This window comes from Comamonas sp. MYb21 (genome assembly GCF_037479395.1).
In the GTDB taxonomy this organism is placed as follows: domain Bacteria; phylum Pseudomonadota; class Gammaproteobacteria; order Burkholderiales; family Burkholderiaceae_C; genus Comamonas.
Genome location: NZ_JBBGZC010000014.1, coordinates 27179 through 51627, shown reverse-complemented (window position 1 = coordinate 51627; position 24449 = coordinate 27179). Strand labels below are relative to the sequence as shown.

The 24449-nt window shown below is 65.9% G+C and carries 21 protein-coding genes; 12 read left to right on the top strand and 9 right to left on the bottom strand.

What is annotated here, in order from left to right; translation table 11 throughout:
• Nucleotides 1–84: 84 nt before the first annotated feature.
• From WH367_RS20065 to WH367_RS20030, 8 genes are all read left to right on the top strand, one after another.
• Entirely contained in the window at nt 85–1446 is a 1362-nt protein-coding gene (locus WH367_RS20065; protein WP_339537426.1) for a sigma-70 family RNA polymerase sigma factor, read from the top strand.
• 136 nt (nt 1447–1582) lie between these two features.
• Entirely contained in the window at nt 1583–4069 is a 2487-nt protein-coding gene (locus WH367_RS20060) for a TonB-dependent siderophore receptor (RefSeq protein ID WP_339537425.1), read from the top strand.
• A 203-nt stretch (nt 4070–4272) separates the two neighbouring features.
• Nucleotides 4273–4566, top strand: coding sequence for a DUF3649 domain-containing protein (locus WH367_RS20055; RefSeq protein WP_239811237.1), 294 nt, complete (start codon nt 4273–4275; stop codon nt 4564–4566).
• Between the two features lies 1 nt (nt 4567).
• Nucleotides 4568–6268 carry a PepSY-associated TM helix domain-containing protein gene (locus WH367_RS20050; RefSeq protein ID WP_339537424.1) on the top strand — a complete coding sequence of 567 codons (1701 nt, stop codon included), beginning with the start codon at nt 4568–4570 and terminating at the stop codon, nt 6266–6268.
• Nucleotides 6265–6615, top strand: a complete 351-nt coding sequence (locus tag WH367_RS20045) for a DUF3325 domain-containing protein (protein ID WP_312987750.1) — start codon at nt 6265–6267, stop codon at nt 6613–6615. The genes WH367_RS20050 and WH367_RS20045 overlap by 4 nt, the downstream gene beginning before the upstream one ends.
• 94 nt (nt 6616–6709) lie before the next feature.
• On the top strand, nt 6710–7888 hold the full coding sequence (locus tag WH367_RS20040; protein ID WP_339537422.1) for an efflux RND transporter periplasmic adaptor subunit: 1179 nt from the start codon (nt 6710–6712) through the stop codon (nt 7886–7888).
• Complete coding sequence (locus WH367_RS20035; RefSeq protein WP_445228136.1) at nt 7885–9951, top strand: ABC transporter permease; 2067 nt, start codon at nt 7885–7887, stop codon at nt 9949–9951. Before WH367_RS20040 ends, WH367_RS20035 begins: the two co-directional genes overlap by 4 nt.
• A 2-nt stretch (nt 9952–9953) precedes the next feature.
• A complete protein-coding gene (locus WH367_RS20030) occupies nt 9954–11366 on the top strand; it encodes an efflux transporter outer membrane subunit (protein WP_339537420.1) in 1413 nt (470 codons plus the stop codon).
• 4 nt (nt 11367–11370) lie between these two features.
• On the opposite strand, the gene WH367_RS20025 is transcribed toward WH367_RS20030, so the two are convergent.
• The gene (locus WH367_RS20025) at nt 11371–12177 is read right to left on the bottom strand and encodes a carboxymuconolactone decarboxylase family protein (RefSeq protein ID WP_339537418.1); all 807 of its coding nucleotides are present in this window, start codon (nt 12175–12177) and stop codon (nt 11371–11373) included.
• Complete coding sequence (locus WH367_RS20020) at nt 12155–12622, bottom strand: (R)-mandelonitrile lyase (RefSeq protein ID WP_339537416.1); 468 nt, start codon at nt 12620–12622, stop codon at nt 12155–12157. Before WH367_RS20020 ends, WH367_RS20025 begins: the two co-directional genes overlap by 23 nt.
• Before the next feature lie 363 nt (nt 12623–12985).
• On the opposite strand from WH367_RS20020, the gene WH367_RS20015 reads away from it, so the two are divergent.
• The gene (locus tag WH367_RS20015) at nt 12986–13609 is read left to right on the top strand and encodes an HAD family hydrolase (protein ID WP_339537415.1); all 624 of its coding nucleotides are present in this window, start codon (nt 12986–12988) and stop codon (nt 13607–13609) included.
• A 119-nt stretch (nt 13610–13728) separates the two neighbouring features.
• On the opposite strand, the gene WH367_RS20010 is transcribed toward WH367_RS20015, so the two are convergent.
• Genes WH367_RS20010 through leuC form a run of 3 tightly spaced genes read right to left on the bottom strand, consistent with a single transcriptional unit; the run spans nt 13729 to nt 16698 of the window.
• Nucleotides 13729–14607 (bottom strand): alpha/beta fold hydrolase, encoded by an 879-nt coding sequence (locus WH367_RS20010; protein ID WP_339520662.1) that lies wholly within the window; start codon nt 14605–14607, stop codon nt 13729–13731.
• Nucleotides 14607–15290, bottom strand: coding sequence for a 3-isopropylmalate dehydratase small subunit (gene leuD / locus WH367_RS20005; RefSeq protein ID WP_339537414.1), 684 nt, complete (start codon nt 15288–15290; stop codon nt 14607–14609). The genes WH367_RS20010 and leuD overlap by 1 nt, the downstream gene beginning before the upstream one ends.
• Nucleotides 15283–16698 (bottom strand): 3-isopropylmalate dehydratase large subunit, encoded by a 1416-nt coding sequence (gene leuC / locus WH367_RS20000; protein ID WP_339537413.1) that lies wholly within the window; start codon nt 16696–16698, stop codon nt 15283–15285. The genes leuD and leuC overlap by 8 nt, the downstream gene beginning before the upstream one ends.
• 98 nt (nt 16699–16796) lie before the next feature.
• Between leuC and WH367_RS19995 the strand changes: the two genes are divergently transcribed.
• Complete coding sequence (locus tag WH367_RS19995) at nt 16797–17717, top strand: LysR family transcriptional regulator (RefSeq protein WP_339537412.1); 921 nt, start codon at nt 16797–16799, stop codon at nt 17715–17717.
• 85 nt (nt 17718–17802) lie between these two features.
• Here the strand turns inward: WH367_RS19995 and WH367_RS19990 are convergent, their stop codons facing one another.
• The 4 genes from WH367_RS19990 to WH367_RS19975 all read right to left on the bottom strand — a co-directional run bounded on the left by WH367_RS19990 (nt 17803) and on the right by WH367_RS19975 (nt 22672).
• Nucleotides 17803–18594 (bottom strand): DUF4198 domain-containing protein, encoded by a 792-nt coding sequence (locus WH367_RS19990; protein ID WP_339537411.1) that lies wholly within the window; start codon nt 18592–18594, stop codon nt 17803–17805.
• A gap of 3 nt (nt 18595–18597) precedes the next feature.
• Nucleotides 18598–19122, bottom strand: a complete 525-nt coding sequence (locus tag WH367_RS19985) for an EF-hand domain-containing protein (RefSeq protein WP_339537410.1) — start codon at nt 19120–19122, stop codon at nt 18598–18600.
• 30 nt (nt 19123–19152) lie between these two features.
• Complete coding sequence (locus tag WH367_RS19980; protein WP_339537409.1) at nt 19153–21525, bottom strand: TonB-dependent hemoglobin/transferrin/lactoferrin family receptor; 2373 nt, start codon at nt 21523–21525, stop codon at nt 19153–19155.
• 205 nt (nt 21526–21730) lie between these two features.
• Nucleotides 21731–22672, bottom strand: a complete 942-nt coding sequence (locus WH367_RS19975; RefSeq protein ID WP_339537408.1) for a LysR family transcriptional regulator — start codon at nt 22670–22672, stop codon at nt 21731–21733.
• A gap of 199 nt (nt 22673–22871) precedes the next feature.
• On the opposite strand from WH367_RS19975, the gene WH367_RS19970 reads away from it, so the two are divergent.
• Complete coding sequence (locus tag WH367_RS19970) at nt 22872–23270, top strand: hypothetical protein (protein WP_339537407.1); 399 nt, start codon at nt 22872–22874, stop codon at nt 23268–23270.
• Nucleotides 23271–23359: 89 nt separating this feature from the next.
• Nucleotides 23360–24442 carry a linear amide C-N hydrolase gene (locus WH367_RS19965; protein WP_339537406.1) on the top strand — a complete coding sequence of 361 codons (1083 nt, stop codon included), beginning with the start codon at nt 23360–23362 and terminating at the stop codon, nt 24440–24442.
• Nucleotides 24443–24449 lie beyond the last annotated feature (7 nt).

The following is a 24449-nucleotide window of genomic DNA, read 5'->3' as shown; positions in this document are numbered from 1 at the left end:
AAAAGCGCGTTCCTGGGGCAGAGGACAGAAAATCAGTATGGCTATTGAGAATGATTCTCTTTACATGGCTTATGATCCAGCCCCATGGAATTGTCTGCCTCCTTCACCCGCGCGCTATTGACCGGCTTTGACCGGGCCTATGCCGATCTGGTGCGGGTGGCGACGCGCAGCACCGGCAGCCGCGACGAGGCGGGTGAGCTGGTGCATGAGGCCTGGCTCAAACTGGCCGAACATGCGCAGGCCAGTGGCCAGGCCGAGGCCGCTGGCGACCAGCCCGATGACACGACAGCCTACCTGGCGGTAATGACCCAGCACCTGGCGCTGGATGCGCACCGCCGCCGCCAGCGCCATGGCCGCTATGTGGAAGGCGCCGTATTGCAGGAGCAGCTGGCGCCCAGCCATGCGCCGGATGTGGCCGACTCCGTCATGTACCGCCAGGCGCTGGCGGTACTGGAGACGGCACTGGCCGGCCTGCCCGAGCGCAGCCGCGCCGCCTTTGTGGCCCACCGTATCCATGGCGACAAGCAGCCGCTGATTGCCGAGCGGCTGGGCGTATCGCTGAACACCATCGAGCGCGATCTGATCCAGGCCAGTGCCTGTGTCGAAGACGCCTTGCAGCGCTGGCGCGGCAACCACCTGGGCAGCGCCCGGCGCGCGGGCCGGCGCCGCAGCCTGGCCGCGCTGCTGGGTGTTGCCGGTGTGGGCCTGGGCGGCCATCTGGGCTGGCAGCAGTGGCAGCTTTACCGCCAGCAGCATGTGCAGTGGCAGGCCCGTTGGCACAGCCCACGCGGCCAGCAGGTGCGCCATGCGCTGCCCGATGGCTCCAGCCTGCTGCTCGATGCGCTCAGCCAGGCCCAGTTGCAGTATTTTGCGGCGCGCCGATCGGTGCAGCTGCTGCAGGGCGCCGCCTTTTTTGAGGTGGCGCGTGAGGAGAACCGGCCCTTTGAGGTGCAGGCGGCCGGCCTGCGCATCACCGTGCTGGGCACGCGCTTTGGCGTGGAGATCACGCCGATGGGGCGCGGCCCCAGCCGGGTCAGCGTGCAGGTCGAATCCGGCCGGGTGCGCGTGGAGCCGATGGCTGATGGCGATGCCTCCCCAACGGCGCAAGATGATGGCTTTGTACATACGCTGGAGGCCGGCCAGGCGCTGCAGTGGGCGGCGGGCGACCGCAGCCCCGAGCTGTCGCCCCTGGAGTCGGCCGCCTCCTGGCGCCACGGTGAGCTGGTGTTCAGGCATGCCACCCTGGGCCAGGCGCTGGAACGGCTGGCGCGCTATGCGCCGTTTGCAATCGTGGCCACGCCCGATGCGGCGCGGCTGCCGCTCAGTGGCCGGGTGCGCATTGGCGAGGCCCAGGCCTGGATACAGGCACTGCCCCGGGCCTTGCCGGTGCAGGTGCAGCAGCAAAGCGATGGCAGCCTGCTGCTCAGCCGCCGCAGCCGGTCTTGAGGGAGCAGCGCACGCTATGGCACTGCACTATGCGGGCTGCGGCAGCCGCGATCAAATTATTTTTCAGGAACTTTCGGGCCCAGTCGTCCTTGTGGTGAGCGTTTGCTTTCACCCCCTCATCACAAGGACGATTTTCATGCCTTCATTGCTTTTCCGTGCCCGGCGCTCGCCGCTGGCCCATGCCGTGCTCTTGCTGGGCCTGGCGCTGCCGCTGCAGGGCGCGCTGGCACAAGCCGGCAGCCCCGCCCAGACCCTGCGCTTTGACATGGCCGCCCAGCCGCTGGCCGCTGCGCTGGACCAGTTTGCGCGCCAGGCGGGCCTGCAGCTGGTGTTTGCGCCCGAGCTGGCCGCCGGCCGCCAGGCCCCGGCCCTGCACGGCCAGTTGCCGCTGCGCGAGGCGCTGGACATGCTGCTCAAGAACAGCGGCCTGCATGGCCGCATGCAGGATGGCACCTTGACGGTAGAGACAGCGCCCACGCGCGAGAGCACCTTGGCCGAGGTGCGGGTGCAGGCCCGCCGCGCGGTGGATGGCACCACCGAGGACACGGGCTCCTACACCAGCCGGGTCACCAGCATCGCCTCCAAATCCGACCTGGCTTTCCGCGAGATTCCGCAGTCGGTATCGGTGGTGACGCGTGCGCAGCTCGATGACCGCCGCCTGACCGAGGTGCGCGATGCGCTGGCCGCCACGCCGGGCATCACGACGTCGCTGACCAATTTCGAGTCGACCAATTTCTTCTCGCGGGGCTTTCAGATCGACAGCATGCAGGTGGACGGCGGCGCGCCGCTGAACATTGCCAGCTATACCTACAGTGCCACCCAGAACATGGACTTCTATGACCGGGTCGAGGTGATGCGGGGGGCCTCCGGCCTGCTGGGCGGCGTGGGTGATCCGGGCGGCATCATCAATGTGGTGCGCAAAAAGCCGCTGGCCGAACCGCGTGTGACGGTGCAGCAGTCGCTGGGCAGCTGGAACAACTACCGCAGCATGCTCGATGTGACCGGGCCGCTGGCGCTCGACGGCCGGGTGCGGGGCCGTGCGGTGCTGTCCTATATCGACAGCGACTCCTACATCGACATCAAGCACAAGCGTTCGCCCCAGTTCTACGCCATCATCGAGGCCGATCTGACGCCCGACACCTTGCTGAGCGCCGGCATGAGCCGCGCCAACACCCGCACGCGCGGCGAGGGCGGGGGCGATGTGCCGCGCTACAGCGATGGCAGCGACATTGGCCTGCCGCGCAACACCAGCCTGACCCAGCCCTGGGCCACGGGCCGCACCCAGAAAAATGAGCTGTTTGCCGCGCTGGAACACCGGCTGAACCCGAACTGGCGCGCCAAGCTGAATGTGACGCGCAGCACCTCGGACTATGACGGCACCACCGCCTTTGGCTATGGCGCGCTGGACCGCGAAACGGGCAGTGGTGTGACCTGGAACGGCGGCGGCCACTATCTGTACAAGAACACCCAGACGGTGGCTGATGCCAGCCTGTCGGGCAACTTCTCGCTGCTGGGCCGCACGCATGAGCTGGTGCTGGGCGTCGATCGCCAAAGCGTGGAGAGCTTCTGGAATGTGGGCTACTCCAGCGATCCATCAGGCGTGGTACCGATTGATGTGTTCAACCCTGGCTACTGGCAGCCGGCGGCGGCTGGCCCGGTCTCGCGCCGCTACAACCCCTGGGGCCAAAAGCAGCTGGGCGGCTACGGCGTGCTGCGCCTGCACCCCACGGACCGGCTGCATGTCTTCCTGGGTGGGCGCTACGCCAAGTACAAGTTCAACCAGGTGTATGAGGCTATGGATGCGGCCGGCAACTGGGAGCTGGCATCGGGCAGCCGCTTTAGCGAGCCTGGCAAGTTCAGCCCCTATGGCGGTGTGATCTATGACCTCAATGGCCAGTGGTCTGCTTACCTGAGCTATGCGTCGATTCTCAAGCCGCAGGCCTTGTCTAAGTCCGGCCCGCCGCCCGGTGATTCGCTTGCGCCTGTCAAGGGCAAGAGCTATGAGGCCGGCCTCAAGGGCGAGCTGATGGAGGGCAAGCTCAACGCGACCTTCAGCCTCTTCCATGTGGAGCGCAGCGGCACGGCCGTGCTTGACACGCGCTACCCCAACAACCACGAGGAATGGTCGGGCAACTGCTGCTACCTGCCGCAGGGCCGGGTCACCAGCCGGGGCTTTGATGTGGAAGTGGGCGGCGAGTTGCGTGCGGGCTGGCAAGCCTCTGCGGGCTACACCTATGTCTCCACCCGCGATGAGACCGAGGGGGCGCCTTTCAGCAGCATCACGCCGCGCCATCTGCTCAAGCTGAGCACCGCCTATACCTTGCCGGGCGAGTTGTCTGCCTGGCGCCTGGGGGCCAGCGCCCACATCCAGAGCAAGCACTATGTGAAAGATACCCTGTATGACGCGGACTGGAACCCGGTGCGCAGCTATGACTTCAGCCAAGGCGGCTATGCCGTGTGGAACGCCATGCTGCAGTACCGGGTTGACCCGCGCTGGACCGTGACCTTGAACCTCAACAACCTGTTCGACAAGACCTACTACCAGTCGGTGGGTTATGCGAGCGGCAGCAACTACTACGGCAGCCCGCGCAGCGCGATGCTGACCTTGCGGGGGACCTTCTAAACAACAAAGCGCCGGGCCACTGGCTTGAAACCGTACCGTTTGAGGGCCCACCCGCTGCCACAGGCGGGACGCTCCCGACAGGTGCTTACAAACCAGCTGGCCCTTTTTTGCATCTCGTTTGTCATGTAAGAGGAGGGGCCTGAAAAGGCCCATTGGCGACTTAAAAAATTGTTTATCCCGCAACCACCACGATGCCCCTATCCATGAACCCCATTCCTAACGCCCCCAGCGCCCACCCGGGCCTGTCCGTCCTGAGCCGTTTGCTGGCTGCCGTGTTCGGCGGCTACCTGCTGGCGAGCGCCTTGGCCGTCTTTTTGGCAGCCGTGCTGCCCGCTGCCCGCGCCGAGGCCGTGCTGGCCGGCATGCAGTGGAGCTTTGCGCTGCATGCGCTGGCGGCGGTGTGGGCGTTCTCGCCGGTCTCGCCGGGCAAGGTCTGGCTGGGGATTGCACTGCCCAGCGCGCTGCTGGCAGCGGGCGCCTTGGTGCTGGGGCGCTGACATGGGCAAGACCGTGATCGACAAGCGGCCGGGCAGCGGCGCAGGGCGGGGCGGGTTTCGGCAGGCGCAGGCCTGGCTGCATACCTGGTGCGGGCTGTGGTTCTCCTGGCTGCTGTATGCGGTGTTCCTGACCGGCACCCTGGCGGTGTTCCAGGAGGCCATTGGCCACTGGATGACGCCCGAGCACCATGCCGAAGAAGCGGCGCATGAGGCCGAGCAGGCCGCTGCCGAGGCCGCCGGCCAGGCCTCCAGCCGGGGCCAGCGCCTGGCCTGGGGCGCGGCCTTTATGGAAAAGCACCACCAGGGCGCCGAGATGTGGGAGATCTGGCCGACCGATGCCAAGGGCGGCGGCGACCTGAAGGTCTACTGGTTTGACCAGCAGCGCCAGTACGCCGATGCCGAGCTGGACACCCGCACGGGCGAGCCTTTGGACGAGCACCACCATGGCGCGATGCGGGCCACGATGGGTGGCGAGCATTTTGTGCATTTCCACTACGAGCTGCATGCCGGCCAGGCCGGGCTGTGGGTGGTCGGTGTTACCGGCATGGCCATGCTGGTGGCGCTGATCAGCGGCGTGATTACGCACAAGCGGATCTTTCAGGACTTTTTCACCTTCCGCGCCCGCAAGGGCCAGCGCAGCTGGCTGGATGCGCACAACGCCGTGGCGGTGTTGACCCTGCCGTTTCAGCTGATGATTGCCTACACCGGCATTGCGATATCGGCCCTGACCTTTATGCCCGCTGGCATCTGGAGCCAGTACGGCACGGCGCCCGGCGCCGTCCAGACCTTTGCGGCCGAGCTGGGCGAGCCGGGCAAGCCGCCGCGCTCGGGCGAGGCCATGGCGGTGCCCGATCTGGAAAGCTTTGCCGCACGCGGCCAGGCGCTGATCGGCCAGCCGGTGCGTGCCGTGGTGGTGAACCACCCTGGCGATGCAGCTGCGCGCGTTGGCATCTACGGCTGGAACAGCGATGCCGATGCCGACAAGCGCCTGAGCCCCAATACCGGCATGGCCATGTTCTCGGCTGCGAGCGGCGAGCTGCTGCAACTGCGCATGCCTGGTGAGGCCGAAGGCGGTGGCGCATCGCTCACCCAGTCGGTGATGGGCGGGCTGCACATGGTCAAGTTTGGCGGCTGGGTGATGAAGTGGCTGTACTTTGTCTGCGGCCTGGCAGGCACCGCGATGATGGCCACCGGCGCCATCCTGTTTGTCGTCAAGCGCCGCAGCAAGCACATGGGCGAGTTTGGCAGTGCCACGGCCGCCGTCTACCGCTTGATCGAGGGGCTGAATGTGGCGGCCATTGCCGGCTTGGGCGTGGCCTGCATTGGCTACCTCTGGGCCAACCGCCTGCTGCCGCTGGAGCTGCCGCAGCGCGCGCAGTGGGAGCTGGGTGTGTTCTTTGGCCTGTGGTTGGCCGCGCTGCTGCATGGCCTGCTGCGCGCCCCGGCCAAGGCCTGGCTCGAGCAGATGGCGCTGCTCGCTGTGCTGTGCCTGCTGCTGCCGGTGCTCAATGCCCTGACCGTGGGCGACCACTGGCCCGCGCAGCTGCTGCGCGGCGATTGGGAAAGTGCCGGCGTGGAGCTGGGCGCCTGGGCCTTTGGCCTGGCCGCCGTCTGGGCCTGCCGGGTGCTGTGGCGGCGCCGCGCGCTGGTGGCGGGCAAGGCGGCATCTTCAACCGCTAACAAGGTACAGGTGGGCGCATGAACAGTTGGCAAGCATCCGCGTATGCATTGGCGCTAGCCTTTGCCGGCATGACGGCCCTGGCCTTTGCGATGGAACGCCACCATGAGCAGTTGACGGGCGAGCGAGAGATACCAAGGCGGCGCAGCCAGCTGCTGCGCCTGCTGGGCAGCTTGCTGCTGGCGGCCGCCGTGCTGCCCAGCGTGGGCGGCTGGGGTGCCACCGTGGGGGTGGTCGCCTGGCTGGGTTGGATATCGGCCGGGGCGCTGGTCGCCGTGCTGTGGATTGCGGCTGCGCCGCGCTGGGCAGCGCGTGCAGCGGCTGCGCTGGCGCCGCTGGCCTTGTTGGGTTTGATGTGGCGGTGGGCCTGATGGCTTGCTGATGAATACGTGAGGGAGCTATGGTGGGGGAAGCAATGACGGGTGTGCAGAAGCAGTGGCTGGGCGTGGCTGAGGGAGACATCTCATGAAGGTCTCGCGTGTGGGAGTGACCGTGGTCGCCGCTGCGGCGGTGGTGGCCGGGGCGCTGCTGTGGTGGTCGGGCCGCCCGGCCATGGCCTACCAGAGCGAGCCGGTGGCGCGCCAGGATATCGAGGCCACGGTGACGGCGATTGGCACCTTGCAGCCGCGCAGCTATGTGGATGTGGGCGCGCAGGTATCGGGCCAGATCCTGAAGCTGCGTGTGCAGCCCGGTGCCGAGGTGGCCAAGGGCGATCTGCTGGTGGAGATTGACCCCAGCGTGCAGCGGGCGACGGTGGATGCGGGCCGTGCATCCCTGGCGGGCCTGCGTGCCCAACTGGCCGAGCAGCAGGCCCAGCACCGGCTGGCGGGCCAGCAGCTGCAGCGCCAGCAGCAGCTGAGCGCGCACGAGGCCACGCGCGAGGAAGACCTGCAGACGGCGCAGGCCAACCTGGCGATGGCCGTGGCGCGCATGGATCACCTCAAGGCCCAGATCAGCCAGACCCAGGCATCGCTCAAGGCCGACGAGGCGCGCCTGGGCTACACCCGCATCTATGCACCGATGGCGGGCACCGTGGTGTCGGTCGAGGCACGCGAAGGCCAGACGCTGAACGCGACCTACCAGACGCCCAATATCCTGCGCATTGCCGATCTGTCGGCGATGACGGTCTGGACCGAGGTGTCCGAGGCCGATGTGCGCCGTGTCAAAGAGGGCATGCCGGTCTACTTCACCACCCTGGGGGGCGCCGGCCAGACCAAGCCCCGGCGCTGGAAGGGCCAGGTGCGCCAGGTGCTGCCCGCGCCCGCTGCCAGCCAGGCCCAGCCGGCCGGCAATGCGCAAACGCCGGCACCCGCCACCAAGGCCGTGGCCTATACCGTGCTGTTTGATGTGGGCAATGAGGACGCCGAGCTGATGCCGCAGATGACGGCGCAGGTGGTGTTTGTCAGCGCCAGTGCCAGCCAGGCGCTGGCCGTGGCGCTGACGGCGGTGGAAGAAGACAAGGCCCGCGAAGGCGCCCATGTGGCCCGGGTGCTGGATGCCAACGGCCAGCCCCAGACGCGCAGCGTGAAGCTGGGCATACGCAGCCGCCACCAGGTGGAGGTGCTCGAGGGCCTGGCCGAAGGCGAGAAGGTCGTCATCGGCGAGACCCCGCTCGAGCGTGGCCCCAGGTGGCTGCAATGGTGAGCGAGGCGGTTGACCCCCAGCAGCCACTGATCGCACTGCGCGGCATTCGCAAACACTATGGCGACCCTGCCAGCGGTCAGCCACTGGTGACGGTGCTGCATGGCATTGACCTGGAGATCGACGCGGGCGAGTTTGTCGCCATCGTGGGCAGCTCGGGCTCGGGCAAGTCCACGTTGATGAACATCCTGGGCTGCCTGGACCGGCCCAGCGGCGGCAGCTACCACTTCCAGGGCCAGGATGTGGCGCAGTTCGACTCGGACGCGCTGGCCTGGCTGCGGCGCGAGGCCTTTGGCTTTGTCTTCCAGGGCTACCACCTGATTGCCAGCGAAAGCGCCAGTGAGAACGTGGAGATACCGGCCATATACTCCGGCCTGCCCAAGGAAGAGCGGGTGCAGCGCGCCCAGGGCCTGCTGCAGCGCCTGGGCCTGGGTGAGCGCCTGGGTAACCGGCCCAACCAGCTCTCGGGCGGGCAGCAGCAGCGCGTGTCGATTGCGCGCGCGCTGATGAATGGCGGCCACATCATCCTGGCCGACGAACCTACCGGCGCGCTCGATTCGCACAGCGGCGCCGAGGTGATGGCGCTGCTGCGCGAGCTGGCCGCTGCTGGCCACACCATCATCCTGATCACGCACGACCGCGATGTGGCGGCGCAGGCGCAGAGGGTCATCGAGATCAGCGATGGGCGTATTGTGGGTGACAGTGGCAGCCAGGCTGATGCGGTGCCTGCCGCTGCCAGCGCTACCGCAAGCGCCGACACAAGCACCACGCCAAGCACCACCGCAAGCACCACCGCAAGCACAGTAGCCAGCGACAGCACCCGCATGCAGCTGGCGCCGGTGCCCCAGGGCGGCAGTGCCTCGGCTGCGCCGCTGGTGGCCGAGCTGCTGGAGGCCGCGCGCTCGGCCTGGAGGGGCATGCGCATGAACCGGGTGCGCACCAGCCTGACCTTGTTGGGCATAGTGATCGGCGTGGTCTCGGTGATCGTGATGCTGGCCATTGGCGAAGGCGCGCGGCGCAAGGTGGTCGAGCAGATGGGCACCATGGGCACGGCGATTCTCTACATGGGCAGCAAGCCGCCGGCCACCGGTGGGCCGGCCGGCCAGATAACAGAGGAAGACCTGGCCGCCTTGCGCGAGCTGCCCGAGATACGGCGCGTGATGCCGGTGATTGGCGACCCGGTCACCGTGCGCTATGGCAATGCGGACAAGCAGGTCTATGTGTTTGCTGCCAGCCAAGAGATGCCGCTGGTGCACCACTGGAAGCCCAAGCTGGGCCGCTATTACACGGACACCGAGGACCGCGATCTGGCGCCGCTGGTGGTGCTGGGCCACAAGGCGCACAAGCACTTCTTCCCTGACACGCCCAACCCGCTGGGGCGGCAGCTGATCATCGGTACCTCGGCCTTCGAGGTGATTGGCGTGATGAGCGAGCGCGGGGCCGATTCGGGCGCGCAGGACTATGACGACATGGTCTTTATCCCCTACCAATCGGGCCGGGCGCGCGTCTACCAGGCGCAGACCCAGCCGGACTATGTGGTGGTCGAGGCCATGTCCTCCGAGGTGGTCAACGAGGCCGAGGCGGCCATCCACCGCGTGCTGCTGGCGCGGCACGGCGGCCGCGAGGACTTTGGCATTGGCAATGCCGCCGCGCGCATCCAGGCCGAGGCGGCCACGCGCCAGAGCATGGCGGTGATGCTGGGGCTGATTGCGGCGGTGTCGCTGGTGGTGGGCGGCATTGGCGTGATGAATGTGATGCTGATGACGGTGCGCGAGCGCACGCGGGAGATCGGTATCCGCATGGCGGTGGGCGCACGCCAGAGCGATATCCTGCGCCAGTTCTTGACCGAGGCCAGCCTGGTGACCCTGTCGGGCGGCACCGTGGGCCTGGTGGTGGGCGCCTTGGTAGGCGCTGTGCTGGTGCTGGCCGGTGTGCCGGTGGTGTTTTCCATCCGGGCCATGGCTGGTGCCTTTGCCTGCGCGGTGGTCACCGGCCTGGTGTTTGGTTATATGCCGGCCAAGACGGCCGCGCGCCTGGACCCGGTACGGGCCCTGGCAGGAGAGTGAGTATGCAGATCTTCCCAATCGCCAGCGCGCTGGCAGCGGCCCTGGTGCTGGCCGGCTGTGTGTCGGCGCCCACGCAGGTGCATCAGGTGCAGCAGTCGCAGTTGCAAGCCCTGGATGTGCCGGCCCAGTGGCAGCGCAGTGACGCTGCCCAAGGCGATGCCGTCAGCCAGGGCTGGTGGCGCAGCTTTGGCAGCGCGGAGCTGGATGCGCTGGTGGCCGATGCCCAGCAGCACAGCCTGGATGTGGCCGCCGCCATGGCCAGGGTGCAGCAGGCACAGGCCAGCGCCCGCTATGCCGGGGCCGAGCTCTTGCCCACGGTCAATGCCACTGCACAGGCCGGGCACCAAGGCCGGCTGGGGGGCCACGCCGAGACGACGGGTCGCAACCTGTCCGTCGGCCTGGCTGCCAGCTATGAGCTCGACCTCTGGGGCCGCCTGCAGTCGCAGCGCGATGCGGCAGGCGCTGCGCTGCGCGCCAGCAGTTTTGACCACGACACGGTGCGGCTGTCGGTTACCGCCGCAGTCGCAGATGCCTGGCTGCTGAATGTGGGCCTGCGTGAGCGTGGTGAGATTGCCCAGCGCAATCTGCAAACCGCCGAGCGCCTGCTGGCGCTGGTTGAATCCAAGGCCAGTTTTGGCGCGGCCACATCGCTGGAACTGGCGCAGCAGCGCGGCCTGGTGGCGGCGCAGCGCCGGGCGCTGGCGGCGCTGGAGCAGCAGCAGGCCGATGCCCAGCGCAGCCTGGCCTTGCTGCTGGGCCAGGCGCAAGGCCCTGCCTTCAGCCAAAGCAGTGTGCTGGCCTTGCAGGTGCCCCGCATCGACCAGGGCGAGCCCATCGAGCTGGTCACCCGCCGGCCCGACATTGCCCGCGCCGAGGCCCGCTTGCAGGCGGCCGATGCCGACCTGGAGGCCGCACGTGCCGCCATGCTGCCCCGGCTGAGCTTGACCGCCGAGCTGGGCGCGCAAGGCCGGCAACTGCACCGTGTGCTGGACAACCCGCTGTACTCGCTGGCAGCCGGCCTGGCTGCACCCATCTTTGACGCCGGCCGCCTGGCCGCCAACCGCGACCTGGTGATCGCCCAACGCGAGGAGCTGCTGCTGGCCTACCGCCAGAGCATCGTCCAGGCCTTCAGCGATGTGCAGACCGCATTGAACGCCGTGGCCGGTGTGCAGCAGCAGGCGCTGGCGCAAGAGGAAGAACTGCGCCAGGCCCGCAAGGCGCTGGCGCTGGCCGAGGCCCGCTACCGCGCGGGCGCCGAAACCCAGCTGGTACTGCTCGACACGCAGCGCTCGCTGTACCAGGCGCAGGACCTGGCGGTGCAGCTGCACCAGGAGCGCCTGCGCGCCAGCGTGGCCTTGTACAAGGCGCTGGGCGGCGGCTGGGGCCAGGTGCAGGGCGAGCCCAGCAAAGGCTAGCGCTTTAACGCTTCTGGCCGGCCAACGCGGCCAGGGTGTTGGCAAGGGCCGTGCTAGCGCGCTGGCCGTTGGCGCTGCCCACGCGGCTGTCCAGCAGCTCCACCGCCTGCTGCAGCTGGGCGGCGCTCAGCCCGGCATTCAGGCTGATGCGCATATGCGATTGCAGCTGCGCCTCGGCCCCCGGCAGCGCCGACAGCATGCCGACGGTGGCCAGCTCGCGGCTGTGCCAGTCGAGGTTGTCGCGCTCAAAGATGGCGCCAAACAGGTGCGACTGCAGGTACTCGCCAATGGCAGGCGCAAAGTCAAACAAGGGCCCTTGCACGGGCGCCCCCGCCAACTGGGTCTGGTTGGCGCGGCCGGCCGCGCGCAGCGCATCGCCTTGCGCAATGGCGCGGCTGGGTGGGCAGCCGGGTGCATCGACCATGCCGCTTTTTTCGCGCTGCTGCAGCAGCTGCATAAAGGCGTTCAGCGCATTGAGGCTGCGCGGAAAGCCGGCATAGGCGTATAGCTGCACCAGCACTTCGCGAATATCGCTGATAGTCAGGCCGGCCTCCAGCCCGGCCTGCAGGCTGGGCGTCAGCCGCTCCATGTCGCCTGCGGCCGCAAATGCTGCGATCGGCAGGATGGCATGCTGCTGGGCGCTCAGCAGCTGCGAGGGGGCTTGGGCTTTGCCGTTGGCCGTGCAGGCCTGTGCGCTCGCGGCAGCCGGGCGGGTGGCCGTGCTTTGTGCCGCAGAGTCACCCGCCATTACCACTAGCCCGGTGGCGCACAGCAGCTGCTGCAGGTATTTAGCGGGGGTTGTATTGCGCATCGCTGACAAGCTCCTTCCAGTCGGCGTTCTTGCCGTTCTTGAGATAGGTCACTGCCATATGGCGCATACCGGTGGTGGTGGCGGCCCCATGCCAGTGGCGCACATCGGCATCGATCCAGACGACATCACCGGCCTGGATGTTCTGCCGGGGCTGGCCGTCCTGCTGTATCCAGCCTTTTCCATCGGTGACCACCAGCAGCTGCCCGACAGGGTGGGTGTGCCAGGCGGTGCGGGCGCCCGGCGCAAAGTCGACCATGCCCACGCTGCCCTGCTGCGCGCTGTCGCCCGCGGCCTTGATGTCAACGGCCACATGGCCGCTGAAGTTCTGCGCCGCGCCGATCATCGTGGCCGGTGTGCCGGCCGGGCTGATATGAATGCCCTGGGCCTGCGCGATGCTGCTGCTGATCAGCATGGAGGCGCCTGCTGCAATCAGGTGTTTGCTCATACGGCCTCCTGTGGGGCCCAGTGCTGGCTTCTGTCAGGGATTCGGGTGGGCACAGACGTGCCTGGGGTGTGGGCTGTATAGCCGTTTATCTGCATATCAACTCCAGGGAAGGGCCGCTGGCGCGGCCGGGTGATCCATGGCTTGCATGCTAGAGATGGAACGGCTTTTGATTGAGCCCTTTGGGGCGCATGCCGCCATGAGCGGGGCTCATGAATGGGGGCTCTACGAGGGTGGATTGTGATCAAGCGCAGTTATCTGCTGAGCCGCAATGCGTTGATCAGCAGCTACCAAGACCTACGCAAGCGGCAACAAGATCCATCGTTTGGTGTAAGGTGCAGCGGTTCTACTACTTTGAGCGATTGCATGAACGGACCGCTGATAGATACCGTGATTTTTGACCTCGGCAATGTGCTGATCCAATGGGACCCGAGACATTTGTACCGAAAGATTTTTGGCCTGGACGTTGCAGGTATGGAAGCGTTCTTGGCAGAAGTGTGCAGTCCTGATTGGAACGAACGTCAGGACCAAGGCAGGCCATGGAGTGAAGCCATTGCAGAAGCTATTGAAAGGCATCCGTCCCAGGAGGCGAACATTCGTGCCTTCTACGATCGATGGGAGGAAATGATGCCTGGTGCGAACAACGATGTGGTGGACATTTTGAGGGAGCTTGGGCAGCGCCATCTGCGCTTGCTGGCACTGACCAACTGGTCTACCGAAACCTTTCCTATCGCGCAAGCGCGGTTTGACTTTCTCAACTGGTTCGAGGGCATCGTTGTCTCGGGTCTCGAGGGACTGGTAAAGCCTCAAGCCGAGATTTTTGAGCTCACCATCCAACGATTCGGTTTGAGCCCCAGATCCACCCTCTTCATTGATGACAGCCTGCGTAATGTGGAAGCGGCCAGGCGTGTGGGGCTCAATGCCATCCACTTTGTGGGAGTCGATGATCTACGTGCTCGGCTCAGAGAGGCTGGGCTGGATCTTTCTTAAGCGTCTGCCACACGACGATTGTTGGTGAGGCTATTGGTGGCACCAACGCTCCAGCCAAACCCAAGAAAGCCCGCTGATACCCTCAGCGGGCCTCGCAACGACCACCGCCATCCTGCCCATCAGATGGCAAAAAACTCCCGCATCTCCTCCAGCAACTGTGCCGGCTGCTCTTCGGCAATGTAGTGGCCGCAGTCGAGCGCTTTGCCGCTGACGTCAGTGGCGGCCTCGCGCCACAGGTCCAGCACCGGAAAGCAGCGCCCCACGGCGCCTTCCTCGCCCCATAGCACACGCAGCGGGGTCAGCACCTTGTGCCCCTTGTCCCTATCGGCGCGATCGTGCTCCAGGTCGATGCCGGCGGATGCGCGGTAGTCCTCGCAGATGGCGGTGGCGGTGCCCGGGATGGCAATGCAGCGCAGGTACTCTTGCAGCGCCTCGGGCGCGAAGGCGGCCAGGCCGGCATGGCGGCGTCCCATGACATCGCGAATATAGGCGGCGGGGTCGGCGTCAATCAGCCGCTCTGGCAGCGGTGCGGGCTGGATCAGAAAGAACCAGTGCCAGTAGGCCTTGGCGAAGGCTTCCGTGGTTTGCTCGTACATGGCCAAGGTTGGCGCAATATCGAGCAGCATGGCGCGCGTCACCCGGCCCGGGTGGTCCAGCAGCAGCCGGTGGGCCACACGGGCGCCCCGGTCATGGGCGGCAAGGCGGAACTGCGCAAAGCCCAGGCTGGTCATCAGATCGGCCATGTCCTGGGCCATCGTGCGCTTGCTGTAGGCGGCATTGTGCGGGCTGGCCCCGGGGCGGGCCGAGTCGCCATAACCGCGCAGGTCGGCGCAGACGACGCTGAATGTTTCGGCCAGCGCCGGGGCCACGCGGTGCCACATCACATGGCTCTGCGGGTGGCCGTGCAGCAGCAGCAGCGCGGGGCCGCTGCCCCCGACGCGGCAACGAATCACGGTGCCGTTGACGGCTATATCGCGGGTGTCAAAGCGCTGGAACATCAGGCTTTTCCTCCAAGGCTGGCCGGTGGCTGTGCGCGTGGCGTCGCGCCCAATTGTTGGCGGGTGCGCAGGGCCACGTCTTTGAGCCAAGGATAGGCCGCCCAGTGGCGTTGCGCAAAATGTGTGATCTCTGTCTGGTACGTCAGTGACATGCCGATCAGGTCTCTGCGCTCGAGCTGCATGCGGTGGTGGCGCTCCGACAGGCTAAAACGCGCGTCCACGCTCGGGCTTTTGACCCGGAGGGTCTGCAGGTCGATATGGACCTGTGAGGTCTCCAGGCTGCCTGCATCGGCCATGAGCTGGGCGATGTCTGTCTCAGGCAGCATGACCAGCAGCAGCTGGTTGTTCATCGCATTGGAGTAGAAGATTTCTCCAAAGCTGGGCGCGATGATGGCCTGTATGCCGTACTGCTGCAGCCCCCAGACGGCATGCTCTCGGCTGGAGCCGCAGCCAAAATTGGCGCCGGCCACCAGGATTTCCACATCGGCGCGCTCGGGCTGGTTCAGCACAAAGCCTGGGCGCTGGTGGCCTGCGGCATCAAAACGCAGGTCATACAGCAGGCCCTTGTCCAGCCCGGCCTTGTCGATGCCGTGCAGAAACTGCTTGGGCATGATCTGGTCGGTGTCCAGGTTCTCGATAGCCAAAGCGGCCATCTTGCCGCTCAGGATATGTGGCTCACGCATGGCGGGTCTCCAGACGGCGAACGTCGGTAATGGTGCCGGTGACGGCGGCGGCGGCTGCCATCGCAGGGCTCATCAGGTGGGTGATGGCGCCGCGTCCCTGGCGCCCTTCGAAGTTGCGGTTGGTGGTGGAGGCGCAGCGCACCCCGTCTGCCAGGATGTCGCCGTTCATCGCCAGGCACATGGAGCAGCCCGGCTCGCGCCATTCAAAGCCAGCCTCCAGTAGCAGGCTGGCAATGCCTTCTGCTTCTGCCTGCTGCTTGACCGCGCCGGAGCCCGGCACCACCATGGCACGGACCCCTTGGGCCACCTGGCGCCCGCGCACCACCTCGGCCACGGCCCGCAGGTCCTCCATGCGGGCGTTGGTGCAGGAGCCGATAAACACATGCTGGATGGCGATGCCTTCGAGCGGGGTGCCTGCGGCGAGCCCGGTGTAGCGCAGTGCCTGCTCGGTACTGCGGCGCAGGGGGCCTGCGGCCTGTGTCTCGGGATCAGGCACCGCACCGCCAATGGGCGCGACCTGGTCCGGGCTGGTGCCCCAGGTCACATGCGGGGGCACATCGCTGGCGTCAAAACGGTGCTCCACATCGAACACCGCGCCTTCATCGCTGCGCAAGCTGGCCCAGTGCTGCAGGGCGGCCTGCTGGATGGGGCCGTTCAGGTCTGCGGAGCGCGCCAGCACGTAGTCTGCGGCCTTTTGATCGGGCGCAATCAAGGCGCCACGGGCGCCTGCCTCGACGGCCATGTTGCACACGGTAAAGCGGGCTTCGATCGACATGGCGTCAAATGCCGTGCCGCAGAACTCGATCACATGGCCCCGGGCGCCTTGGGCGCCGATATGGCCGATGACCATCAGGATCAGGTCCTTGGCGCTGGTGCCCAACGGCAGCACGCCATCGACCTGGATGCGCATGTCCTTGGCGAGCCGGTACACCAAGGTCTGCGTGGCCAGCACATGCTCGACTTCCGAGGTGCCGATGCCAAAGCCCAGTGCGCCCAGCGCACCATAGGTGGTCGTGTGCGAATCGCCGCAAATGACCACCATGCCGGGGCGGACCATGCCATGCTCAGGCGCCACCACATGCTCGATGCCTTGCAGCGCATCCTGGGTGTCGAACAAGGGGATGCCGTGCTGGTCGCAGTTCTTGCGCAGCTTGCTGGCCTGCAGCGCGGGTGCGGCATCGCGGATGACCCGGATGGCGCCCGGGTCGGTCGGAATCACGTGGCTGACGACGGCCATGTTCTGGCCGGGCATCGGCACACTGCGCCCTTGCGCGTCCAGGCCGGCAAAGGCCTGGGGGCTGGTGTACTCGTTCATCAAGTGCAGGTCGCAGAACAGCAAGACGTTCTGCGCGTCGAGCTGGGTGACGGTATGGGTGTCGACCAGCTTGCGGTAAAGGGTTCGGTGCATGGGGGGTGCTCTGTGTACGCGATGGCTCCGAGTCTCACAGCTGAGGCGGAAATATACAATGCGCGGCAGAGCACGACTTTCGGTCGCTGGAGTTACGAATGGATGGATTTTCTGACATCGCCTTTTTTGCGCTGCTCAGCAAAGAGGGCAGCATGCGCAGCGCGGCCCAGCAGCTGGGTGTCACGGGTCCCGCCGTCAGCAAGCGTCTTGCAGCACTCGAAGCCCGGCTGGGTGCCCGGATGATGCAAAGAACCACCCGCCGCATGAGCCTGACGCCTGAGGGCGAGCGCTACCTGGTCGAAGGTGCGCGTCTGCTCTCCGAGCTTGGTTCGCTGGAGCGCGCCATTGGCGGAGCCGCCGCCGTGCCGCAGGGCCTGTTGCGGGTCAATGCCACCTTTGGCTTTGGGCGCCGGCATATTGCGCCAGCGCTGGGAACATTCGCACAGCGCTTTCCAGAGGTGGAGCTGCAGCTGCAGCTGAGCGACCGGCCTGCCGACCTGCTGGAGGACCGTTTTGACCTGGTGGTCCGCATGGGCGATATGCCGGATTCCCGCTGGACGGCCCGGGTGCTGGCACGCAACCGCCGTGTGCTTTGTGCCTCGCCGCGCTATCTGCAAGCAATGGGCGCGCCATCATCGCCCCAGGAACTGACGCGCCACGCCTGCCTTTTCATCCGCGAGGGCGACGAGGCGTTTGGCACCTGGCATCTGCGCAATGGCGCGCAGACAGAAACGGTGAAGGTGAGGGGGCCGCTGAGTGCCAACGATGGGGAGTCGGCCACGGCCTGGGCGATGGCGGGGCATGGCATCTTGATGCGCTCGGAGTGGGAGGTCGGCCCGCTCGTGCGCGCGGGCCAGCTCCAGCCGGTGTTGCCGCAATGGCGGCTGCCACCGGCCGATATCTATCTGCAGTTCCATGGCGGGGCCCATCTTCCCGCCAAGACCAAGGCCCTGGTGGACCACCTGGTCGAGGTGTTCGCGCCGCAGCGCCCGCCGGGGAGGGCGGATGCGAGCTGGTGATGGGTGATGGAAGGCGGGCCGTGGTCTCGCGGGGAGCTTGCTCGACACGGAGCAAGCGCTGCGAGTGCCGCAGCCCTGAGCAACACTACTGCGCCAGTACCCGGAAGGTCAGCGTGTAGTTGTAGCCATAGGTCGGCGCTGCCGCGCCTTCGGGAGCCGGGGCACGGTGGCGCACCAGGGCCATGTAGATGCCTGGCTTGCTCGGGGTCCAGCTGATGTCGCCTTGCGCGTCGGTGCTGAGCTCATCCACGCTGTTCTGGCCCTGCAGATCCATCGCTGAGCGGTAGATGCTGACCTTCTGGTCTGCCAGTGGCTTGCCATCAAAGTGCACCACAAAGTTGAACTTCTCTGTGGCGAACACGTCGCTCGGGTGCGTGCTGGGCACGATCTCCAGCCCCTTGCCGTAAGGCTTGATGGGGGTGGGCGCACCGGCGGTGACGTAGGCCTCGGAAACCGACAGCGACTGGTAATGCACCTTCATCACGCCACCTTCGGGCATGACGGCCTTGGGGTCGCGCACGACGGTGGTTTTGCCATTCACCTCCCAGCTGCGAAAGATCGCACCCAGGCGCGGGCCGCTGGAGAGGCGGTAGGTACCTTTCTCGTCGGGCAGTTTTTGCTCCGCCACTGTGCGGGTCTTGAACTGGTGCACCTCGCCAAAGGGCAGCGTGGTGCCCGAGGGCGTGGTGATGCTGAATGGCGTAGCGCCAAATTGGACTTCGGACAGGAACAGTTTTTCTGCAAAGCCCGCATCCACACTGAGGGTGGACTTGGGCTGCACATCAAACACGCTGGGCAGCAGAAAGGGCATGTGGGCCTGGGCGGCGTTCAGACTGAACGTCGCGGCAAGCGCAGCAAACAGATGGCGCGCTTGCATGGCTTACTGGCCTGCCATATCGGCTGCATTGACCACGCCGTCGCCGTTGCGGTCGGCGTTCTTGAAGGTCTTGTTGGCGATATCGATTTCCTCTTCGATGCTCAGCTTGCCATCCTTGTTGGTATCGAGGATGTGGAAGCGCACATGGGCCTGCTTGATGCTGCCTTCGTACTGCTGGTCGGGCTTCTTGCCTGCGGCGGCGTACTGGGCCTTGAGGCGGCCTTCAAACTCGGCCACGTATTCGTCCTCGCTCAGCCAGCCATCCTTGTTGGTGTCGGCGGCGACAAAGCGCTCCTTGCGCAGCGTGTCGTATTCGTCCCGGGTGACGACGCCGTCGCGGTTGGCGTCATAGCCGCCCATGAAGGCATTGTGGCCGTGGCCGCCCACGGGGGTGGCCGGGCCCTTGGCTTCGGTCTTGGCGGCAGCGGCGGGCGCTGCGGTCTTGCTGTCGTTGCCGTTGTTGCTGGCGCAGGCGCTGAGCAGCGCGGCGGCTGCAACGGCGGTCATGGCGGCGGAAAAGCGGTTCATGCTGGGGTCCTTTCGTGGTGGGAGAAAAGCTTAGAAATTGACGTTCAACGACACGGCGTAGGTGCGGCCCGGGTTGGTCAGCAGCTGGATGTCGCGCTGGTCCTTGGCGACGGAGGGCTGCAGGCTGCGGCTGCTGGCGTAATCCCAGTAGCGCTTGTCCGTCAGGTTGTAGATGCCGACATTCAGGCGCGCGTTCTTGTTGATCTGCCAGTAGCCCGACAGATCGAACAGCGCATAGCCGGGCACGCGGAACTGCTCGATGCTGGAGTCGGCAATGTCGGTGCCGGCATTGGTATAGCTCTCGCGGTTGGTGGCCTGGGCCTGCTTGCCGGCGACAAAGGTGCCGGTCATGTTGACGCCCCAGGCGCGCATGGGCGCGTCATAGCCCACGCCGATGACGGCCTTGCGTGGCTGGATGGTATCCAGCGGCACATCCTTGTCACCCGCGTAGTTGGATTTGGAGGTGCCATGGGCCAGGCCCAGCGCCCAGGTCGAGTACAGGCCCTTGACGGCGGGTGCCCATTGGCCATGGTCCAGGCGGGCGCTCATCTCTAGGCCATAGATCGTCGCCTCGTCGCGGTTCTCGGCCTGGTAGATGGTGCCGATGTGGGCCGGCACATTGCTGAACTTGTCCGGCGCGCTGGCGCGGGTGTAGCGGGTGTAGCCGATGAAATCCTTGTAGCGCGTGTAGAAGGTCGATGCATTGAACAGCACGCCGTCGGCGGGCGATCCCTTGACGCCGATCTCAAAGGCGTTGCTGGTCTCTTGCTTGAGGTTGCTGTTGCCGATCAGCGCGTACTGGGCGGAGCCCGCGTAGTTCTGGTCCATGTTCCAGGAGCCGAACACTTCGCCAGCGGTCGGTGCACGGCCACTGCGCTTGTACTGGCCATAGGCCATGAACTTGGGCGTCAGCTCATAGGTCAGGCCCAGGCTCGGGCTCCAGATGGTGCTGCTGAGGTTGCTGTACAGCTTGGAGGCCGCGTCTTCGGTCAAAGCGCCTTCGGCAAAATCGCCCAGGTGCTTGGGTTCGACCTTGACCCGGTCCACGCGCAGCGCCGGGATCACGCCCAGGCGCTTGCCGCCCACGTCAAAACCAATGTCATCCTGGATGAAGGCGCCCAGGCGCGTGGTGTCGGTGTCGGGCTGCGGCTTCATGTAGCCGGCCACGTTCCAGGGGCGCTCCTGGCTCTGCGTCTGTGCGTTGAAGCCAAAGCTGATGCGGTGGCGGTCGATGCGCTTGTCGCCGGTGGTCGAGAGGCCCCAGGCCTTGGTCTTGTTTTGCGACAGGTTGCGCGTGGTGGCGCCGCTCGCCAAGGTGGTGGTGTCGGTCACGTCTTCCGTATCGGTGTTCTGGAAGAACAGGCGCGTGTCCAGCTGATCGACAAAGGCGCTGCTGGGCGTCCACAGGTGCGACAGCTGCAGCGTGTTGCGGCTGGTGTCACTGTCCTGCATATTGTTTTGCGTGATGGCGCTGTTGTCGGTGCTCCAGCCATAGAACTGGTTCTGGTTGCTGCGTCGGTACAGGTCGGCAGACAGCTCCAGGCGGTTCTCGGCATCGATCTGCAGGCCGCCCTTCATCAGCAACGCGTTGGAATGCCAGTCTTCCGGCGATGCCTTGATGCCCAGGGCGCTGTTGTTCTGCGTCTCCTTGCCATCACGGCGCGAGAAGGCGATCAGGCCATCGAGGCTGCCCGATTTGCCCGCTGCAGTGATGCTTTCGTTCCAGGAGTGGTCGGCGGAATCAAAGCCGAGCTTGCCACCGAAGTAGCTGGTGTTGCCATTGCGCAAGAAGTCGCTGGCCGACTTGGTCTTGAAGCTGACGGCGCCGCCAATGCCGCCGGCTGCACGCCGGGCCGTGGTGGTGCCCGACTGGATGCCGACCGAGGAGAACATCTCGGGGTCGATAAAGTCGCGGCCAATGCCAAAGGTGTTGTTGCCGGCGCGGCTGACGTAGGGGCGGGTGCTGGCATCGGGCATTTCAATGCCGTCCACATCCATGCCGATGCGGTTGCCTTCGATACCGCGAATGTTGTAGCCCGTGGTGCCCGAGCGGTCAAAGCTGCTGCGGTTGCGGCTGGTGCCCGATGCGGTGCCGGGGGCCGACACCAGGGGCTGGTAGCGCGAGATGTCCGCCATGCTGTTGGCTTTTTCCAGCTCCTCGCCGGAGATCACGGTCACCGTGCCGGGGGCCTTCTCGGCCTTGCCTAGCACCGTGACCTGCGGCATGGTCGATTCTGCTTGCCCCAGTTGCGCCAGTTGCATTGGCTGATCCGGCGCAGCCTGCTGCGCCAGGGCGCCGGCAGACACCAGCGCGGCCACAGCGGCGGCCAGGTATCGGGGTTGGAGAGTGGAAGTGGCGCGCGCAGAGATACGCTGCGCCTGGGAAGAGGTGCGAGAAGCCATAGGGTCCAGCCAGTTAAAGCAAGGGGGGAAAGAAAAGACTGCTGGCTACTGACCTGGGCTGCATGCGGATGATGCAGGCTGAGGGGTCTGCTGCGGAACCCTTATGAGGGGTGGTGCAGGAGGCCCTGGTGGCATGGTGTTGTTATTGCTGGCGCCTGTAAAACGCCATTCTATATAAAAATGATTATCATTTGCATCGAATTTTTTACATGTGCGTAGTTCGCAACACGGCGGGCAGATCGGCTACGGTGGCCACCTCGCTGTGGCGCAATGCATCCACCACCACGCGCATCGCGGGCGACATGCCGCGCCGGTGCGGGTAGTACAGGTGGTAGCCGCTAAAGGGCTGGCACCAGTCGTCCAGCACCCGCAGCAGCTCGCCTTGCGCGATATGGGGCGCGGCCATGTCTTCGGGCACATAGGTCAGGCCGTATCCGGCCAGCGCGGCACGCAGCATGGCGCGGCTGCCGTTGAACACCCATTGCCCTTGCACGCGCACCTGCACCGCAGCGCCATCTTTCTCCAGCTCCCAGGCCATCAGCCCGCCATGGGTGGGCAGGCGCATCGTGATGCACTGGTGGGCGGCCAGATCCTGCGGTGTCTGGGGCGCGGGCATGCGCGCCAGATAGTCGGGCGTGGCCACAATCGCCATGCGCCAGTCGGGCCCGATGCGCACCGCAATCATGTCCTTGGCGACCTGGTCACCCAGGCGTATGCCCATGTCAAAACGCTGCGCGACGATATCGCCCAGTCCATAGTCCACATTGATCTCGATGGACACATCCGGGTAGCGCTGCATCACCGGCGCCAGCTTGGGCCAGAGCACGGTGTTGGCCGCATGCTCGGCCGTGGTGATGCGGACATGGCCGCGCGGCGTGTCCCTAAAATCGCTGAGCGCGGCGACGCCCGATTCAATCTCGTCAAAGCCCGGACCAATGCGGGCCAGCAGATAGGCCCCCGCCTCGGTGGGCGAGACGCTGCGCGTGGTGCGGCTGAGCAGGCGCACACCCATGCGGGCCTCCAGGCCCCGGATGGTGTGGCTGAGCGCCGACTGCGATACGCCCAGTTGCGTAGCGGCCTTGGTGAAGCTGCCTTCCCGCGCGACCGCGACAAAGGCCAACAAGTCATTGATGTTTTCGCGGGGCATGGCGGGGTCCTGCTGGGGGCTGGGTGGCGTTGCTGAACGTCATCGTCATTTTCATAGGGTGGGTGGATCAGACTATATGGAATATGATCAACTCGCTGATAACGCGAGTCCAGGTGAAGCGCGCAGGGCCAGCCCGCATGGCAGGCCTGAAGCTTCGCTGCTGATCGCACCGAACAATTCAATGAGAGGATATGACACCATGAAAAAGCCTGCTGCACGCCAACTGCCCGCCCTGGTGCTGGCCACCGTCCTGGGTAGCCTGGCCTTGGCCGCGTCTGCCGCGCCCCTGTCGTTTCTCAACCAGACCATCACCGCCAGCGTGCCCGCCAAGGATGTGCCCGCGCTGCGCAAGGCCGTGGGCGATGTGCTGAACAATGCCGCTGACAAGAGCACCACGCAGTGGGCCAGCAGCCACGGCCCGCGCCACCGCCAGGTGCAGATGGCGCTGACGCCGCTGCAAACCAGCCAGACCCAGAAGGCCGATACCTGCCGCCTGCTGAATGTGGAAGCGAGCCGCCCCAACGGCAAGCTCAAGGAGGAGTGGCAGTTCTGGTTCTGCAAGCAAGCAGACGGCAGCTGGAAGGCCAGCGCCCAGTAAACAGGCAGCCGGGGCGCCGCTGCCTGACCCGGTAGGCGCGGCCTGCTGGCGGGTCTGATATTGCCAATCCACCGGTGGGGGAGTGACCCATGACGCAAAAAAAGAGACTGCTGCCCGCGCGCAAGCTGGGCACCGCATGGCTGGCCGGCGTGCTGAGCCTCAGCACCATCAGCAGCGCCATCGCCTGCACGCGGGTGGTCTACCTGGGCGCGCATGACCAGGTGATCACCGCCCGCTCGATGGACTGGAAAAATGACATCACCAGCAACCTCTGGGTCTTGCCACGCGGCATGGAGCGCACCGGCCAGGCAGGGCCCAACTCGCTGCGCTGGACCTCTCGCTACGGCAGCCTGGTGACCTCGGGCTACGACGTCTCCACCACTGACGGCGTCAACGAAGCGGGGCTGAGCGCCAACCTGCTGTGGCTGGCCGAGTCGCAGTACCCGGCGTTCGATGACAAGAGCAAACCGGGCCTGACGATTGCCGCCTGGGCCCAGTATGTGCTCGACAACTTTGCGACCGTGGCCGAGGCTGTCCAGGCGCTGGAGCAGCAGCCCTTCATCATCGTCTCGGACAATGTGCCCGGCGAAGACCGGCTCACCACCTTGCATCTGTCGATGTCGGACGCCAGTGGCGACAGCGCCATTGTCGAGTACATCGGCGGCCGCCAGGTCATCCACCACAGCCGCAGCTACCAGGTGATGACCAACTCGCCCACCTTTGACGAGCAGCTGGCGCTCAACAGCTACTGGAAGCAGATTGGCGGCACCGTGATGCTGCCGGGCACCAACCGGGCGGCCGACCGCTTTGCCCGCGCTTCGTTCTATGTGAAAGCCGTGCCGCAGGACCAGGAGCCCAACAAGGCGCTGGCCAGCGTGTTCAGCGTGATCCGCAATGTCTCCGTGCCCTATGGCATCACGACCCCGGACCAGCCCAATATCTCCTCGACGCGCTGGCGCACGGTGTTCGACCACAAGCGCAAGCTCTACTTCTTTGAATCGGCCCTGACGCCCAATACCTTCTGGGTGGACCTGAAGGCACTGAACTTCAGCCACGATACCGGCAAGGTGATGAAGCTGGATCTGGGACCGAACCAGAACCATGCGTTTGCCGGCGATGCCACGGCATCGTTCCAGCCTTCGGAGCCGTTCAAGTTTTTGGGGCTGCAGTAAGGCGGTG